Here is a 15850-nt window from a genome sequence, read left to right on the forward strand (position 1 = left end):
TGAACCATGCGAGCCCACCACTCCGCCGTCGCCCGGCCAAGGGCCCGTCTCAGTCGAAGCGCAGGTCGGCGAGTTGCCGTTCGAGGACGGTGACGTCGTCCTCGGGCTCTGCACCGGCCGGGCGCGCCGCCATGAGCGTGGCGAGCTCGGCGCCCGCCCGGTGGACGCGGCCGGGCAGGCCGTGGGTGTACTCGTCGCCGCCCGAGCCCCAGTCCTCGGAGGCCGCGAACACGGCGGTGGGGACGACGACGGCACGGAGATAGGCGAAGAGCGGGCGCACGGCGTGCTCAAGGACCAGGGAGTGGCGGGCGGTGCCGCCCGTCGCCGCGGCCAGGACCGGCTTCCCGGAGAGGGCGTCTGGATCGATCACGTCGAAGAAGGACTTGAAGAGACCGCTGTAGGAAGCCGCGAACACGGGGGTCACCACGATCAGGCCGTCGGCCGTCGTCACCGTGTCGATCGCGGCGCTCAGCCGCGGCGGCGGAAAGCCGGTCACGAGGTGGTCGGCGATGTCGCCGGCCAGTTCCCGCAACTCCACGACCTCGGTCGACGGCGCCTGCCCCCGGGCGGCGAGTTCGTCGCGGGCCGCCTCGGCCAGCCGGTCCGCGAGCAGGCGGGTGGAGGAGGGGGTACTCAGCCCCGCGGAGACGACGGTCAGCTTCATGCGGCGGACACCTCCCGGACGGCTCGCAGGGACGCGTGCGTGGGAGCCTCCGGCACATCGGCCGGTCGCCCCTCGGCGAATTCCCTCCGCAGCACGGGCACGACCTCTTCGCCGAGGATGTCCAGCTGTTCAAGGACGGTCTTCAGGGGCAGGCCCGCGTGGTCCATCAGGAACAGCTGGCGCTGATAGTCGCCGACGCTCTCCCGGAACGACAGGGTCCGCTCGATGACCTGCTGAGGAGAGCCCACCGTCAGCGGGGTCTGCTCGGTGAAGTCCTCCAGCGACGGGCCGTGCCCGTACACGGGAGCGTTGTCGAAGTAGGGACGGAACTCGTTCACGGCGTCCTGGGAGTTCTTGCGCATGAAGACCTGTCCGCCCAGGCCGACGACGGCGTCCTGAGGCCGGCCGTGGCCGTGGTGCGCGAACCGGCGCCGGTAGAGCTGCACCATGCGCCTGGTGTGGTCGGCCGGCCAGAAGATGTTGTTGTGGAAGAAGCCGTCACCGTAGAAGGCGGCCTGCTCCGCGATTTCGGGGGATCTGATGGATCCGTGCCAGACGAAGGGCGGGACGCCGTCCAGGGGCCGGGGTGTCGACGTGAAGGACTGGAGCGGCGTACGGAACGTGCCCTCCCAGTCCACGATGTCCTCGCGCCACAGCCGGCGCAGCAGCGTGTAATTCTCCTTGGCGAGGTCGATGCCCCGACGGATGTCCTGTCCGAACCACGGGTAGACCGGACCGGTGTTGCCGCGCCCCAGCATGAGGTCGACCCGGCCGTCGGCCAGGTGCTGGAGCATCGCGTAGTCCTCGGCGATCTTCACCGGGTCGTTGGTGGTGATCAGCGTCGTGGACGTGGACAGGATCAGCTTCTCGGTGCGGGCGGCGATGTGGCCGAGCATGGTCGTCGGCGACGACGGGACGAACGGCGGGTTGTGGTGCTCGCCCGTCGCGAAGACGTCGAGGCCGACTTCCTCTGCCTTGAGGGCGATGGCGACCATCGCCTTGATGCGCTCGTGTTCCGACGGGGTGCGACCGTCGGTGGGGTCGGGGGTCACGTCCCCGACGGTGAAGATGCCGAACTGCATGGGGAGTCTGCTCTCCTGGGCTCGTCCGGTTCCCGCGCCGGGAACCGGGGGCCGGGGTGACGCCGGGGGCTCCGGCGTCACCCCAGCGGGTCAACGGGGGGTGTCAGTTCGCCAGGAAGGCGAGGAGGGCGGTGTTGACCTCCTCCGCGTGGGTCCACAGCAGACCGTGCGGGGCGCCCTCGATCTCGACGTAGTCGGCCGACGGGAGCGCCTTGTGGAACGGGCGCGCGGTCCCCTCGGCCGGCAGGATGCGGTCGGCCGTGCCGTGCAGTATCAGGGCGGGCACGTCCACGGCGGGGATGTCGGCGCGGAAGTCGGTGTACCAGGTCGCCGGCGCGGCGGACGCGGCGAAGGAGCCGCCGCGGGCCGCGGTGTTCCAGCTGTTGCGGACCGCTTCCTCGCTGATGCGGGTGCCGAGGTTCTCGTCGAGGTTGTAGAAGTCGTTGAAGAAGGCCGTGTAGTAGGCGTAGCGGTCGGCCTTCACGGCGGCGACGATGCCGTCGAAGAACTCCTTCGGGGCGACGCCGTCGGGGTTGTCGTCGCTCTTCAGCAGGCAGGGCTCGAGCGAGGCGAGGAAGGCGACCTTGGCGACGCGGCCGGAGCCGTACGTGGACACATAGCGGGCGACCTCGCCGGTGCCCATGGAGAACCCGACCAGGACGGCGTCCTTCAGATCGAGGGTCTCCAGGACGGTGTTCAGGTCGCCGGCGAAGGTGTCGTAGTCGTAGCCGGTGGTCGGCTGGGAGGACTGCCCGAATCCGCGGCGGTCGTACGTGATCACGCGGTAGCCGGCGTCGAGGAGCGCGGCGCTCTGGCGCTCCCAGGAGTGGCCGTCGAGAGGGAAGCCGTGGATGAGGACGACGGGCTGACCGGCGCCCTGGTCCTCGAAGTACAGCTCGACGGGGTTGGTGTTCTCCTGGCCCACGGTGATGTACGGCATGGGGATGCTTCCTCGATTTCGGGTCGGCTGGTCCGCGCGTCGAAGCGGCGCGGCATGCCCGTCACGCTAGGACCGGTCCCGCATCTCCTGTTGCCGTACCGCGCACCACACCTTGCACGGGGGCGCCGAGGTCACTCAGCCACCGGTGGCTGTTGCGGCGTCGTCCTCCGCGAGCACGAGCCGGGCCAGGTGGACCCGCGAACGCACCGAGAGCTTGCGGAAGATCGACGCCAGGTGGGTGTTGACCGTGTGCGGCGAGACGACGAGGATCTCCGCGGCCGACCGGTTGGTGTGGCCCGCGGCGATCAGCCGGGCCACCTTGCGTTCCGAGGCCGTGAGCGCTTCCCAGCCCTGGCCGAGGCGCGGCCGGAGGCCTCCGGTGCGTCGGCCGGAGCGGCTTGTGGCCCGTTCCAGGTCGGCCCGCACCCGCTCTGCCTCGGCGTCTGCCCCCGCCTGGGCGTAGATGTCGTGCGCCCTGGTCAGGGCGGGTGCCGCAGCAGGGTCGCCGGCCGCGAGAAGCGCGCGTCCGAGGTCGGCCGAAGCGGCGGCGAGGGGCAGCGGCCTATGGCCGGTGAGCAGCACGCGGACCGACCGCTCCAGGAGCCCGTGGTCGGCGTTCACCAGGCCGGCCACGTGGGCGGCCGTCCCCTGTGCGGTCGGCACGGAAGGGTTGCGGATGGCGTGCTCCGCCGCCTGGGCCGCGAGGCCCTCGGCCAGGTTCCGGTCCCCGCCGCGCAGGGCGATCCGCACTGCCTGGACGACATGGGGGCGCAGGAGCCGCCAGCGGAAGAAGGGATGGTCGCGCTGCACGGACCGGACCAGTTCGGCCGCTGCCGCGTGGTCGCCTCCGGCTTCGGCGACGACGGCCTCGAAGTACTGGTGCGTGGCGTGGTTGCCCGTGTTCGGCCGCTCGGCCACGGCCGCCCGCACGACGTCCAGGTGTTCCAGCGCGGCTTCGCGGTCGCCGCGCAGCATCGCGAGGATGCCGCGGTTGACGCGGATGTTGACCAGGTTGCCGGGCACGTGGAGGTCCGCTTCGAGCCGCTCGGCGGTGACGAAGTCGGCGTCCGCGTCGTCGAGTCGGCCGAGCCCCATGTTCAGTGTTCCCTGCGCCCAGATCAGCATGGCGGGGCGCAGGGGCGCGTCGCCCGCCGTCCGGAGCAGTCGCCGTACGGTGTCGAAGTCGTCCAGGTGGATGCGGGCGACGGCCTCCTCGGGCAGGAAGGCCGTGTCGAACACGCTCAGCGCCGTGTGGTGTTCGACGGCGACGGCGCAGTCGCCCGCGTTGAGGGCGATCTCGCCGAGACCCCACAGCGCGAGGACACGGGCCTCCCTGTCACCGGACCGCTTCGCCTCGGCGAGCGCCCGTTCGCCGGTCTCGCGAGCGGCCCCGAGGTCGCGCCCGCGGGACCGGGCGAGGGCCTGCCGGGCGGTGAGCCGGGCGCGGATCACCGGGTCGGTGACGGCTGCCAGTGCTGCCGTCGAGCGGCGGGTCAGCTCGTGGACATCGTCGAGGTGCCACAGCGTGTCGCCGAGCACGGACTGCAGGCGGGCGAAGACGTCCAGGGGCGGCTGCCGGGCGAGCAGCATGTCCCCGGTCTCCCGTGCCTGGATGTACCGGCCCGCGCGGGTCAGCGCGACAACGGCCCGTTCCCCCACGTCGAAGGCCATGGGCGCATGGGGCGGTACGAGTTCCAGGGCGCGTACGGCCAGGTCGGCGGCGAGGTCGGGCATCACGGCGATGACGTCCGCGGCAGCCGTGCCGAGTAGCCCGATCGCCTCCTGGTCGCCGGGTTCGGCGCTTTTCAGCAGATGCGGGACCGCGTCGGTGGAGCTCCGGCCCGCCGCGACGAGCCGGCTCGCGGCCTCGCGGTGCAGCGCCCGGCGTACGGAGGGGACGAGATCGGCGTACACCGCCTGACGGAGCAGGTCGTGGCGGAACAGAAGACGTTCACCGTCGTCGTGGAGGAGGGCGGCCGTGATCGCCTCGTCCACTTCGGCGCTGAGGCCGGATGCGGGCCGGCCGCACAGGGCGGCGGCGTCCGCGAGCGAGAACGCGCGGCCGAGGACCGAGCCGATCCGCAGGAAGTGGAGAGTGTCCGGCCGGAGATCCGCCAGCCGGTCGCGTACACCGAGGACCAGCCGCTCCGGCGGCTCCTGCGTGTCCCCGCCCGACGCCGCGATGCCCGTGAGCATCTCGGCCGCGAGGAAGGGGTTGCCTCCCGCCCCGTCGAGGAGTTCCGCGATCCGCGTCGGCACGTTCCCGCCGAGGACGTCCCGTGCCAGCTCGGCCAGGGCCGTGCCGGACAGCGGCCGGAGGGGGAGGGTCGTCGTCCGTGGCCCCTGCCCGTACAGTTCCGGGTCGTTCCTGCCCGTGAGCAGCCAGAGGACCGGGGAGCTGAGCAGCCGTGCCGGCATGACACTCAGGGCGAACCGGCTCAGCGGGTCGGCCCATTGGACGTCGTCGACCGCGATCAGTACGGGCGCGCCCGCCGAGCGCTCCTCGATCAGCTGGGCCAGTCGTTCGACGAGCCAGATGCGCTGGTCGTGGCGGCCCGCGAGGTCCGCGAAATCCGTGCTCGACAGCAGCGGCGGGTCACCGTGCAGGAGGCCGGAGGCCAGCGAGGCGAGCGGTGCCAGCTCGTGCAGTTCCTCGGCGCGTCCGTGGCTGACGAGGAACCCGTGCGCCCGCGCGATCGAGACGGTCTCCTGCAGCAGTACGGTCTTCCCGATCCCGGGCTCGCCCAGGAGCAGCGCGATCGCTCCTCCCTCGCCGTCGCGCACCGCATCGACCAGGGCGCGCAGCCGCTCCAACTCGGCTTCGCGGCCCCGCAGCCCGGGCCGGCTCAGCGCCGCGCTCCCGGGCACCGCCATGCCCTCCCCCACGTACCGGCCGGGGCTCATCCCTTGACCGATCCGGCGAGCAGTCCCCGTGCGAAGTGCCGCCGGAGGGCGAAGAAGACGACCAGCGGGACGAACGCCGCCACGAAGGCTCCCGCGGTGAGCCGCTGCCACTCGTTGCCGTACGTCCCGGCCAGGCTCGCCAGTCTGACCGTCATCGGCGCGGTCTCGGCCGTCCCGCCCGACAGCGTCAGGGCCACGAGGAGGTCGTTCCACACCCAGATGAACTGAATGATCGCGAAGGAGGCCAGGGCCGGGCGGGCCAGGGGCAGCACGATCCGGAGCAGCAGTGTCCCGTGCGACGCGCCGTCGACGCGGGCGGCCTCGATCAGGTCCCGGGGCAGCCCCGCGAGGAAGTTGTGCAGGAGGAACACCGCGAACGGCAGCGCGAACACCGTGTGGGCGAACCAGGCCTGGCCAAAACGCGCGGGGCCGGTGGGGTCCCAGGCGGGCAGGAACAGCCAGCCCTGGGAGAACAGCTTCAGCAGGGGGACGAGCGCCATCTGGAGCGGCACGACCTGGAGCGCGAAGATGCCGACGACGAGCGCGTCCCGCCCCCTGAAGTCGATCCACGCCAGGGCGTACGCCGCCAGGAACGCCAGGACGAGCGGGAACAGCACCGAGGGGAGGGTGATGACGACGGAGTTGACGAAGTACTCCGCGAGCCGCCCCGACCCGTTTCCGCCGCCGGACAGCACCTCTCCGTAGTTGTCGAGCGTGAGGTGCGGCGTGCCGAACACGGTCCACCAGCCCGTCGTCTTGATCTCCTCCTCGGGGCGGAACGAGGAGAGCAGGAGACCGAGGGTCGGTGTCGTCCAGAGGATCGCGATCACCACGGCGACCGACGTGAAGGCGCGGGAGGCCAGACGCTCCCGGACGCCGTTCACCCCGCCCTCCGCTGCGCCCGGACCTGGTGGGCGACGAAGGGAGTGACGAGGACGAAGAGGAGCACGGCGAGCGCCGCGCCGCGGCCCGTCTCGCCGTAGCGGAAGGCCTGGTCGTACATCTCGTGGGCGATGACGCCCGTGTCGAACTGTCCGCCGGTCATGGTCTTGACGATGTCGAAGGCCTTGAAGGTTCCGATCGCCTGGGCGAGGACCACGACGAGCAGCGTGGGTCGGATCGACGGCATGGTGATCCGCCAGAAGATCTGCCGGGGGGACGCGCCGTCGAGTCGGGCCGCCTCGGTCAGCTCTCCGGGAACGGCCCTGATCGCGCCGGCCAGCAGGACGGCCGCGAAGCCCGCCTGGGCCCACACCATCACCACGATGAGGAACAGGACGTTCCAGGGAGAGTCCACGAGCCATTGCCTCGGTTCGCCGCCGAACGCGACGACGACCTGGTTCAGCAGCCCGATCTGCCCGCCCTCCGCGGGGCGGTAGGCGTAGACGAACTTCCACACGACACCCGCGCCGACGAGCGAGATCGCCATGGGCGTCAGGACGAGGGACAGCGCGAGCGCCTCGAACCGCGACCGTACGACGGCCGCCGCGTAGAGCAGACCGACGGAGGTCGCCAGCGACGGCACGAGCACCACCCAGGCCAGGGTGTTGCACAGCGCGACCAGCGCCCGGGGGTCGGTGAACATCCACACGTAGTTGTCGAAGCCGGCCCACGTGTCTCCCCCGTTCCCCGTGAACGACAGCGCCAGGGTGCGCAGAGCGGGCAGGAGGAGACCCACCGTGAGCAGCAGCAGCGCGGGGGCCAGCAGGAGGAGGACCGCGGCCCTTCTCCTGACCGGCCCCCGGTGCAGCGCCAGCACGATCAGGGAGACCACCGCCGCGAAGGCGGCGAGGCCCTGGAGCAGGTACAGCAGCTTGGGTTGCTGGGCGACGACGTCGAACGGCATCAGTGGCTCGGCCAGGACCGTTCGATGGACTCGGCGACCCGCCGGGTGCTCGCGCCGCCGATCCAGTCGACGGATCCCTTCCAGAACGTCCCGGCGCCGACCGAAGCGGGCATCAGGTCCGAACCGTCGAACCTGAACCGTGCCCCGGGATCCTGGAGCAGCTGGATCGAGAGCCTGTCGACCGGGGTGGCGGCATTCGCCGGATCCACGCCCTTGTTCGCCGAGACGAACGGGCCCTTCTTCATACGTGCGTTCGCGAAGTCCGCGGAGGCCAGGTACTCCTGGTAGGCCCGTACTTCGGGACGGTCGGCGAACGCCGCGGCGAACACTCCACCACCCAGTACGGGGCGGTCGGCCGGCTCGGCCCCTGGCAGGAGGAAGGCGTAGACGTCCTTGTCCGGTCCGATCCCGGTGCCCTTCGGCCACATGTCGGCGTAGAACGAGGCTTGGCGGTGCATCGCACAGTCACCGGAGAGAATCGGTGTGCCGGCCTCCTGGAAGGGGATCGACGCCATCGAACGGGCCGGACCGAAACCCCCGTTGGCGTACCGGTCGTTCTTGAGGATGGACCCCACGGTGTCCATGGCCTTGATCACCCGCGGGTCGTTGAACGGGATCTTGTGGGCGACCCACTGGTCGTAGACGTGCGTCCCCTGCTGACGCAGCAGGACGTCCTCGATCCAGTCCGTCACGGGAAAGCCGGTCGCCTCGGCGGACTCGATGCCCGCGCACCACGGCTTGACGCCCGACGCCGCGACCTTCTCCGTCACGGCCATCAGCTCGGACCATGTGCGGGGAACGCTCAGTCCCCTGTCGCGGAAGGACTTCGGCGAGTACCAGACGAAGGACTTCACGTTGGCGACCAGCGGCGTGCCGTAGAGGGTGCCTTTCACGGTCGCGTAGCTGTTCCAGTCCGCCGACCAGCCCTGCTTCGCGAGGGCCGCGACCCTGGCGCTCGCGGGCTTGAGCTTCCCCGCTCGCGCAAAGCGTTCGAGGAGGCCGGGCTGAGGGAAGAACGCCACGTCCGGCGCGCTCCCGCCGTCCACTCGGAGTTGGATCTGGGCCTCGAACTCGCCGTCCCCCTCGTACTTGACGTCGATCCCCGTGCAGTCCGCGAAGTCCGCCCAGGTCTCTTCGAACAGGTCCGCCTCCCGGTCCCGGTTCTCCGCGTAGACGGTGACCTCGGTGCCGGGGTGCTTGCCATACTTGGCATACGGTCCGCAGTCCGCGGCGGCATGCGACCGCTGACCGCTGTCCTGCGGAACACCGCAGGCGGTGGCAAGGACGGCGAGGGCTGTGACGGCGAGCGCGAGCCTCGCGCCGAACCTCATGGGCGTATCTCCTCCGATCGCCCGCCGAAGAGCTCTCGGGGGCGATCAGAAGCTACCAGCGCTCGAACAAAATCGACTAATCGTTCGATCTCGACTGATCGGGTCAGCGGGCGGCGGACCGGGCGGCTTCCCGGATCAGCTCCGCCACGGCCTTGGGCTGGGCGAGCATGACCAGGTGGGAGGAGTCGACCTCGACGGTGGTCATGCCGGCGCGCTCGTAGCCGTAGCGCTCCACATCGGGGTTGATGGTCCGGTCGGAGGTGGCGACCAAGCCCCACGCGGGCTTGGTCTTCCACGCCGCGACCGGCGCCGCCTCCGAGAAGGCCCGTGCGGCCAGGGGGCGTTGGGAGACGGCGAGCACCGCGGCGAGGCCGGGGTCGATGTCCGCCGCGAAGAGGGCGGGGAACTCCTCGGTCTTCACCGAGACGTCCGTACCGGTCTCGGTGGAGCCGGCCACCGGGAACGGGGTGTAGACGAGCGCGTCGGCGAGACCGGAGTCGGGGAAGCGGCCCTGCAGCTCGCCCAGGCTCTCTCCCTCCTCCAGTGCATATCCCGCGAGGTACACCAGTGCGTGGACGTTGTCCTCCGTGCCGGCGAGCGTGATGACGGCGCCGCCGTAGGAGTGCCCGACCAGGATCACGGGGCCTTCGACGGCGCGGATCACCGAGGCGATGTACGCGGCGTCGTCGACGAGGCCGCGATTGGGCACGGCCGGGGCCAGCACTTCCATGCCGGCGGCGGTCAGTTCGGGGATGACGCGGGCGAAGCTGGAGGCGTCGGCGAAGGCGCCGTGGACCAGGACGACGGTGGGGCGGGCGTGTCGGGACATGTGAGAACTCCTCGGTGTGTGACGGGGGACGGGTCTGGGGATGGGGAGACGGGCGCGCGGTGCTTCACAGACCGAAGCGGGCGCGCCTCGCCTCGGGAACCAGGTCGGTGTACTCGGGGTGCTTGCCGATCCAGCCCCGGATGAACGGGCAGTACGGCAGGACGCGCAGCCCACGGGTCCGGGCGTCGTCGAGCGCTCCCCGGGCGAGGACGCCGCCCAGGCCGCGGCCGGCGAACCGGCTGTCGATCTCGGTGTGGATGAAGGCGATCTCGCCCTCCGAGAGGTGGTACTCGGCGAATCCCGCGGTCTCGGCGCCGTCGTCGCCGGCGAGGATCTCGTACCGGGACCTCTCGGGCCGGTCCGTCACCTGCGGTTCCATGGGTGCTCCTGTGCGGTCGTGTGGTGGCGGGGTGGGTGGGGCCGGGTCAGAGCGTGCGGCGCACGCCGGCCTGGCGTTCCAGGTTGCGCAGTTGGACGGCCAGGTCGCCTTCCACGGCGAAGTGGGCGGGGCCGCTGCGGCCGATGGGCAGGACCTGCTCGCTGCGCATGTCCTCGAGCATCAGGGCGAACGCCGTGTACATCGCGACGAGCGCCACGACGAAGCCGAGCGCACCGGCCGTGAGCGTCAGCCATTCGGCACCGGTGATGCCCGCGAGGCCGGTGGCCGCCCAGCGGGGCAAGGAGGCCACGATGACGAACCACAGCGCGCGCTTGGGCCGCGTCACGGCGGTCATCAAGGCCCCGAAAGCGAGGAGCGCCAGGTTGAACACGCCGAGGACCTGGAGGCCGTCGGCCGCGCCGCTGAACATGATGAGTGCGTACGCCAGCCAGCTGCCGGCGAACACCGCCATCAGCGTCGCCGCGATCACGTCACGGGCGCCGAAGGCCAGGATGCTCACCAGGAGCTGGAGGGCGAAGGCCGGGAGCACCGTGAAGGCGACGGCGGGGCGGGCCGCCTCGCCGAGCAGCCCCAGCTGGAGGCAGCCCGTCATCACGGAAGCGATGGCGATCGTGAAGAAGCCCAACGGCATGGGGGAAGCGATGGGGCGCAGGTTGATCCGGGTCATCGACCGGAGGTCCGGCTCGAAACGGCGTCCCGGGGGCATGGCCGCCGGGGTGTCGCCGTCGTCGGCGGCGGGGGAAGCTGCGGACATCGGGTGGATCTCTCTTTCAGTGTTCGAAGCAGGGGTCGACGAAGGACGGCGTCGTGTCGGGAACGGAGCCGCGGGCGACACGCCAACGGCGGTGCTGCTCGGACTCGGCGACGGCCTCGGCCACCAGCGACGCCTGACGCGCGCCGCTCTGGTAGCCGCCGAAGTGGGCCACGGGGCTCCAGACCGGGCTCACCGGCGGGATGGCCTCGTCGAGACCCGCGTACTCGGCACAGGCGTGTACGATCCGGCCGCCGACGACCGTGAGTACGGCTTCGATGTCGGGGATGACGGCCTCGGGCACGGTGAGGTAGTCGTCGGACAGGATCGCGAGGTCGCCGTAGAAGCCCTCGCGGAGGATTCCCTTGACGTTCTGCTCGCCGGTGAGCTCCGCCCCGCCGCGGGTGTAGAGGCCGAGGGCGGTCTCCCGGTCGATCGGGTTCCCGGCTGGGCCAAGGGCCGTGCCGCCGACGGTGCGCCCGGTCACCAGCCAGTGGAGCGCCACCCACGGGTTGTACGAGGAGACGCGGGTGGCGTCCGTGCCGGCGGCGACGGTCAGGCCCCGGTCGAGCATGGCCCGGACCGGCGGGGTGTGGGCGGCGGCCTCGGCGCCGTAGCGGTCACGGAAGGCGGTGCCCTGGAAGGACATGCGGTTCTGGACGGAGAGGGCACCGCCGAGGGCGGCGATCCGGTCCAGGCTGCCGGCCGAGACGGTCTCCGCGTGGTCGAAGAGCCAGCGGTTGCCGCCGGGGAAGAGTCCCTCCGCGGCGAGTTTCTCGAAGACGGCCAGATCGCGGCGGATCGTCTCGTCGTAGGTCGCGTGGAGCCTGAAGCCCCAGCCGTTCTCCATCAGGAGCCGTACGGCGCTCTCGAACTCGGCCTCGTATCCCGCGGCGAGTTCGGGCCGGGGTTCGGAGAAGTTCTCGAAGTCGGCGGCGGCCCACGTCAGGTTCTCTCCCGCGCCGTTGAGCCGGAGCCACTCGTCACCGTCGCCGGGCTTGACCATCTCCGTCCAGCGCTTCAGGTCGGCCAGCTCCTGGCCCGCCGTCTGCGGGAACAGGTGGTAGGCGATCCGCAGGGACAGCTCGCCCGACGCCGCCAGGTCCATGACGGTGGCGTAGTTGTCGGGGAAGTTCTGGAATCCGCCGGCGGCGTCGACCGCGGAGGTCAGTCCGAAGCGGTTCAGCTCCCGCAGGAAGTGGCGTGTCGACGTCCGCTTGTCGGCCTCGTCGAGGGCCGGCGCCTTGGCCAGGGTCGAGTACAGGATCAGGGCGCTCGGCGCCGCGAGCAGCACGCCGTTGGGTTCGCCGTCCCGGCCGCGGACGATCTGGCCGCCGCGGGGATCCGGGGTGTCGCGGGTGAACCCGGCCGCCCGCACCGCGGCCCGGTTCATCAGGGCCGACTGGTAGAGGTGCAGGACGAAGACGGGGGTGTCGGGGGCGGCGGCGTTGAGTTCGGCGACGGTCGGCATCCTGCGCTCGGCGAACTGCTCGGCGGTCCAGCCGCCCACCACCCGGATCCACTGCCCCTTCGGGGTGCGGCCGGCCTGCTCACGCAGCATCGCGAGGGCATGGCGGAGGCTTCGCACGCCGTCCCAGCGCAGTTCCAGGACGTAGTTCAGGCCGCCCCTGATCACGTGCAGGTGCGAGTCGTTGAGACCGGGGATCACCCGGCGGCCGAGAGCGTCGACCACCTTCGTTCCCGGGCCGACGAGGTGGGCGAGGCCGTGGTCGTCACCGAGGGCCGCGACCCGGCCGTCGCGGATCGCGACGGCGCGGGCCTCGGGGCGGGCGGCGTCACCGGTGAAGACCAGGGCGTTGCGGACGAGGAGGTCGGCGTGCTCGTGTTCCCGGCGCGGGCCGGGGACGAGGCCCGCCACCGGCATGCTTGCCGACGGCCCGTGCACGGAGGTTCCGTGCGTCGACGGCCCGGTCATGCGAGGGCCTTGCGGAGGGCGTCGGTGGCGAGGCCGATGGCGAGTTCCGCGGCCTGCGTCGGGCGCAGGTCGTTCAGCATGACGAAGTCGTGGATGGTTCCCTGGACGCGCAGTGCGGTGACGGGGACGCCGGCGGCGCGGAGCTTCGCCGCGTATGCCTCGCCCTCGTCGCGCAGGACGTCGGCCTCGGCGGTGATGACCAGGGCCGGCGGCAGTCCGGTCAGCTGCTCGGTGGAGGCACGCAGCGGCGAAGCGGTGATCTGGGCCCGCTCGGCCTCCTGCGTCGTGTACTGGTCCCAGAACCACTTCATCGCGTCACGGCGCAGGAAGTAACCCTCGCCGAAGGCGTGGTACGAGTCCGTGTCGAAGCCCGCGTCGGTCACCGGGTAGAAGAGGACCTGGTGGGCGATGCGGACGTCACCGCGCTGCTTGGCCATCAGGGTCAGGGCCGCGCTCATGTTGCCGCCCACGGAGTCGCCCGCGACGGCGATCCGGGTGCCGTCCAGGTCCTTGTGGTGACCCTCGCGGGTGACCCACTGGGCGACGCTGTAGTTCTGCTCGATCGCGACGGGGTAGCGGGCCTCGGGCGACAGGTCGTACTCGGGGAACACGACGGCCGCCCCCGTGCCGACGGCGAGTTCACGGACCAGCCGGTCGTGGGTGTGGGCGTTGCCGAACACCCAGCCCGCTCCATGGATGTAGAGGACCACGGGAAGCGGGCCGGTCGCGCCGCGCGGGCGGATGATCCGGGCACGGACGTCGCCGGTCGGGCCACCGTGGACGGTGATCCACTCCTCGTCGACGGCGGGCAGCGGGACACCCTCGCCGCTCTGGACACCGTCGACGGCCTTGCGGCCGTCCGCCACGGGGATCTGGTAGAGGAACGGCGGCTGGGCGGTGGCGTCGGCGAAGGCCTGCGCGGCGGGTTCGAGTGTCGGTCGGTTCTTCATGAAGGGCACTCCTTGCGGGGGTGTACGGGACGGGACAGGGAAGGCCGAGGGCTCAGCGAGTCGCCCGTACGGCGTCGAGGATCACGTCGGCGACCACGGCGGGACGGGAGACGGCCACGGCGTGCGACGCGTCCACCTCGGTGATGTGCGAGCCGGCGCGGCGGGCCATCCACCGTTGAGCGGCCGACGGGATGTTCTTGTCGGCCGTGGTGATCAGCGCCCAGGAAGGGATCGTTTTCCAGGCTGCTTCCCCGGCCTTCTCCTCCAGCGCGGCGGTGGCGACCGGACGCTGGGTCGCGGCCATGACGGCCGCGTCGGCGGCGGGGACGTCGGCGGCGAACTGCCGGTGGAACTTGGCTCGTTCGATGACGAGTTCGGTTCCGGTGCCGCCGTCGGGCAGCGGGTACGACTGCCGGTTCACCGTGTCGCCGAGGGTGGAGCCGGGGAACTTGGCGGCAAGCTCGGCTGCGCTCTCACCCTTGTCCGGGGTGAACGCGGCGATATAGACCAGGGCCTGCACGCGACTGTTGCCCACTGCGGCGCCACTGATGACGGCGCCGCCGTAGGAGTGGCCGACCAGGACGACGGGGCCGTCGACGGCAGCCAGCACACTGCGCAGGTAGGCGGTGTCCGCCGAGAGGCCGCGCAGCGGGTTGGCAGGGGCCAAGACGGGGTAGCCGACGCGCTGGAGCCGCCTGATGGTGCCGCTCCAGCTGGAGGCGTCGGTGAACGCCCCGTGGACCAGGACGACAGTGGGCTTGGGACGGTACCGGTCGGCGCCGGCGGCAACCGGGCCGCTCGCGGGTACGGCGGGTGCAGCGCCGATCAGGCCGGCCAGCGCGGCCGGCAGGGCGAGGGCGAGGGTACGCCTGGTGAGGTGCATGGGGGTTTCCTTGTCAGGTGATGCAGCGTTCGGGCGTGCTCGGTCGGGCGGGAGCGCCGCGCATTCGGCCAGACCGACACTCGCGATCTGTGGGTGGGTGGGAACGGCCTGGGGGACGGCGAAGCGGTCGCGTTGCGCACTCCAGGGCTGCCCGCGCCGATGGCGACGGGGCGGCGCGCTCGGCGATCGCCGCCGCGCAGGCGCGGGCCTGGTACTTGGCCCTGTGGGTCAGCGGCGCACGGTGATTCACGTCGCCGACGGCATAGATCCAGTCACCCTCGACGAGCGGTGACCCGACAGGAGTCGTCGGCGTGGAGCCAGTCACCGGCCGCCAGTCCGACGGCCTCCAGGCCGAGGTCCGCCGTGCGCGGGCGCCGGGCGAGGGCGACCAGTACCTCGCCGCAGACGAGGGCGGCGCCGTCGTCGGTCTCCACGGTCACGGCGTGGGTGGTGTCGTCGCGGGCAACCCGGGTCGCCGAGACCTCGAAGCGGATCGCGACCCCGATTGCGGTCAGGCCACGCACGACCTCTTCGCCCGCGCACGGCTCCCAGCCGGTCAGCTGGGCCTGATCACGGACGAGGAGGGTGACGGAGGAGCCGAGCGAGCGCCGCGCCGTGGCCATCTCGCAGGCCACCGCTCCCCCGCCGATGACGACGAGCCGCCCGGGCACGACGTCGGCCGTGGTGGCCTGCCGGTAGGTCCGGGCACCACCTCGCCACCCGGCCATCGACCACGACGACGTCGTACGTGTCCATCAGCCGCGTACCAAAGGGGTCTCCACGAGGTGCTCGGCCAGGAACCACACCTGTGCCTCGCCGGTGCGGATGACGTCGGAGACGAGGAGGTCGGTGCTGCCCTCGTCGCCTTCCGCCGAGATCCGGGCGGCGGCGTCCCGCGCCTCGATCAGGATCCGCTCGTGCGCGTCGAGGAGCCGCGACAGCATGACGGGCACCGGCTCGACGCCATCCGGCGGCCGGGGTACAGCGGTCAGCTCCGCGACGTGGCGCGGGTCTCCGACGGCGACGCCGCCGAGGCTCTGGACCCGCTCGGCCAGCGCGTCCACGATGCCCAGTTGGGCTTCCGCGTGCTTGTCCAGCATCAGGTGGAGCGAGTAGAAGGTCGCCCCGCGCATGAGCCAGTGGTGCTTCTTGTAGAGGGCGTACAGGATCTGCGTGTCGGCGAGTACGCGGTTCAGCCGCTGGCAGGCGTACATGCGGGTGTCGTGGCCGAGCCCGATCGGCAGCTGCTTGAGCGTGCCGAACGCCTGGGTCTCGGCGCCCTTCTGGTGCAGCAGCGGCTGGCCGCCGCGCTGGGTCGTGAGGGTGTCCATCGA

General features: G+C 71.5%; 15 protein-coding genes. All 15 read right to left on the reverse strand.

Going from position 1 to position 15850, the window contains the following annotated elements; all coding sequences use genetic code 11:
- Positions 1 to 49: 49 nt before the first annotated feature.
- Positions 50 to 664, reverse strand: a complete 615-nt coding sequence (locus OG302_RS07325; RefSeq protein WP_371525991.1) for an FMN reductase — start codon at positions 662 to 664, stop codon at positions 50 to 52.
- Positions 661 to 1746 carry an LLM class flavin-dependent oxidoreductase gene (locus OG302_RS07330; protein ID WP_371525992.1) on the reverse strand — a complete coding sequence of 362 codons (1086 nt, stop codon included), beginning with the start codon at positions 1744 to 1746 and terminating at the stop codon, positions 661 to 663. The genes OG302_RS07325 and OG302_RS07330 overlap by 4 nt, the downstream gene beginning before the upstream one ends.
- Positions 1747 to 1849: 103 nt before the next feature.
- Positions 1850 to 2686 carry an alpha/beta fold hydrolase gene (locus OG302_RS07335; protein ID WP_371525993.1) on the reverse strand — a complete coding sequence of 279 codons (837 nt, stop codon included), beginning with the start codon at positions 2684 to 2686 and terminating at the stop codon, positions 1850 to 1852.
- A gap of 135 nt (positions 2687 to 2821) precedes the next feature.
- Positions 2822 to 5590, reverse strand: a complete 2769-nt coding sequence (locus OG302_RS07340; RefSeq protein ID WP_371525994.1) for an AAA family ATPase — start codon at positions 5588 to 5590, stop codon at positions 2822 to 2824.
- Positions 5587 to 6474 (reverse strand): carbohydrate ABC transporter permease, encoded by an 888-nt coding sequence (locus tag OG302_RS07345; RefSeq protein ID WP_371525995.1) that lies wholly within the window; start codon positions 6472 to 6474, stop codon positions 5587 to 5589. Before OG302_RS07345 ends, OG302_RS07340 begins: the two co-directional genes overlap by 4 nt.
- On the reverse strand, positions 6471 to 7436 hold the full coding sequence (locus OG302_RS07350; RefSeq protein WP_371525996.1) for a carbohydrate ABC transporter permease: 966 nt from the start codon (positions 7434 to 7436) through the stop codon (positions 6471 to 6473). The genes OG302_RS07345 and OG302_RS07350 overlap by 4 nt, the downstream gene beginning before the upstream one ends.
- The gene (locus OG302_RS07355) at positions 7436 to 8767 is read right to left on the reverse strand and encodes an ABC transporter substrate-binding protein (protein WP_371525997.1); all 1332 of its coding nucleotides are present in this window, start codon (positions 8765 to 8767) and stop codon (positions 7436 to 7438) included. Before OG302_RS07355 ends, OG302_RS07350 begins: the two co-directional genes overlap by 1 nt.
- Positions 8768 to 8870: 103 nt before the next feature.
- On the reverse strand, positions 8871 to 9596 hold the full coding sequence (locus OG302_RS07360) for an alpha/beta fold hydrolase (protein WP_371525998.1): 726 nt from the start codon (positions 9594 to 9596) through the stop codon (positions 8871 to 8873).
- Between the two features lie 64 nt (positions 9597 to 9660).
- Entirely contained in the window at positions 9661 to 9975 is a 315-nt protein-coding gene (locus tag OG302_RS07365; RefSeq protein ID WP_371525999.1) for a GNAT family N-acetyltransferase, read from the reverse strand.
- 46 nt (positions 9976 to 10021) lie between these two features.
- On the reverse strand, positions 10022 to 10750 hold the full coding sequence (locus tag OG302_RS07370) for a GPR1/FUN34/YaaH family transporter (protein WP_371526000.1): 729 nt from the start codon (positions 10748 to 10750) through the stop codon (positions 10022 to 10024).
- A gap of 16 nt (positions 10751 to 10766) precedes the next feature.
- Complete coding sequence (locus OG302_RS07375) at positions 10767 to 12683, reverse strand: amidohydrolase (protein WP_371526001.1); 1917 nt, start codon at positions 12681 to 12683, stop codon at positions 10767 to 10769.
- Positions 12680 to 13633 carry an alpha/beta hydrolase gene (locus OG302_RS07380; protein WP_371526002.1) on the reverse strand — a complete coding sequence of 318 codons (954 nt, stop codon included), beginning with the start codon at positions 13631 to 13633 and terminating at the stop codon, positions 12680 to 12682. Before OG302_RS07380 ends, OG302_RS07375 begins: the two co-directional genes overlap by 4 nt.
- Before the next feature lie 52 nt (positions 13634 to 13685).
- Positions 13686 to 14516, reverse strand: a complete 831-nt coding sequence (locus tag OG302_RS07385; protein ID WP_371526003.1) for an alpha/beta fold hydrolase — start codon at positions 14514 to 14516, stop codon at positions 13686 to 13688.
- A gap of 272 nt (positions 14517 to 14788) precedes the next feature.
- Entirely contained in the window at positions 14789 to 15244 is a 456-nt protein-coding gene (locus OG302_RS07390; RefSeq protein ID WP_371526004.1) for an FAD-dependent oxidoreductase, read from the reverse strand.
- 27 nt (positions 15245 to 15271) lie between these two features.
- Positions 15272 to 15847 (reverse strand): Dps family protein, encoded by a 576-nt coding sequence (locus OG302_RS07395; protein WP_371526005.1) that lies wholly within the window; start codon positions 15845 to 15847, stop codon positions 15272 to 15274.
- Positions 15848 to 15850 lie beyond the last annotated feature (3 nt).

Source organism: Streptomyces sp. NBC_01283, assembly GCF_041435335.1.
In the GTDB taxonomy this organism is placed as follows: Bacteria; Actinomycetota; Actinomycetes; order Streptomycetales; family Streptomycetaceae; genus Streptomyces.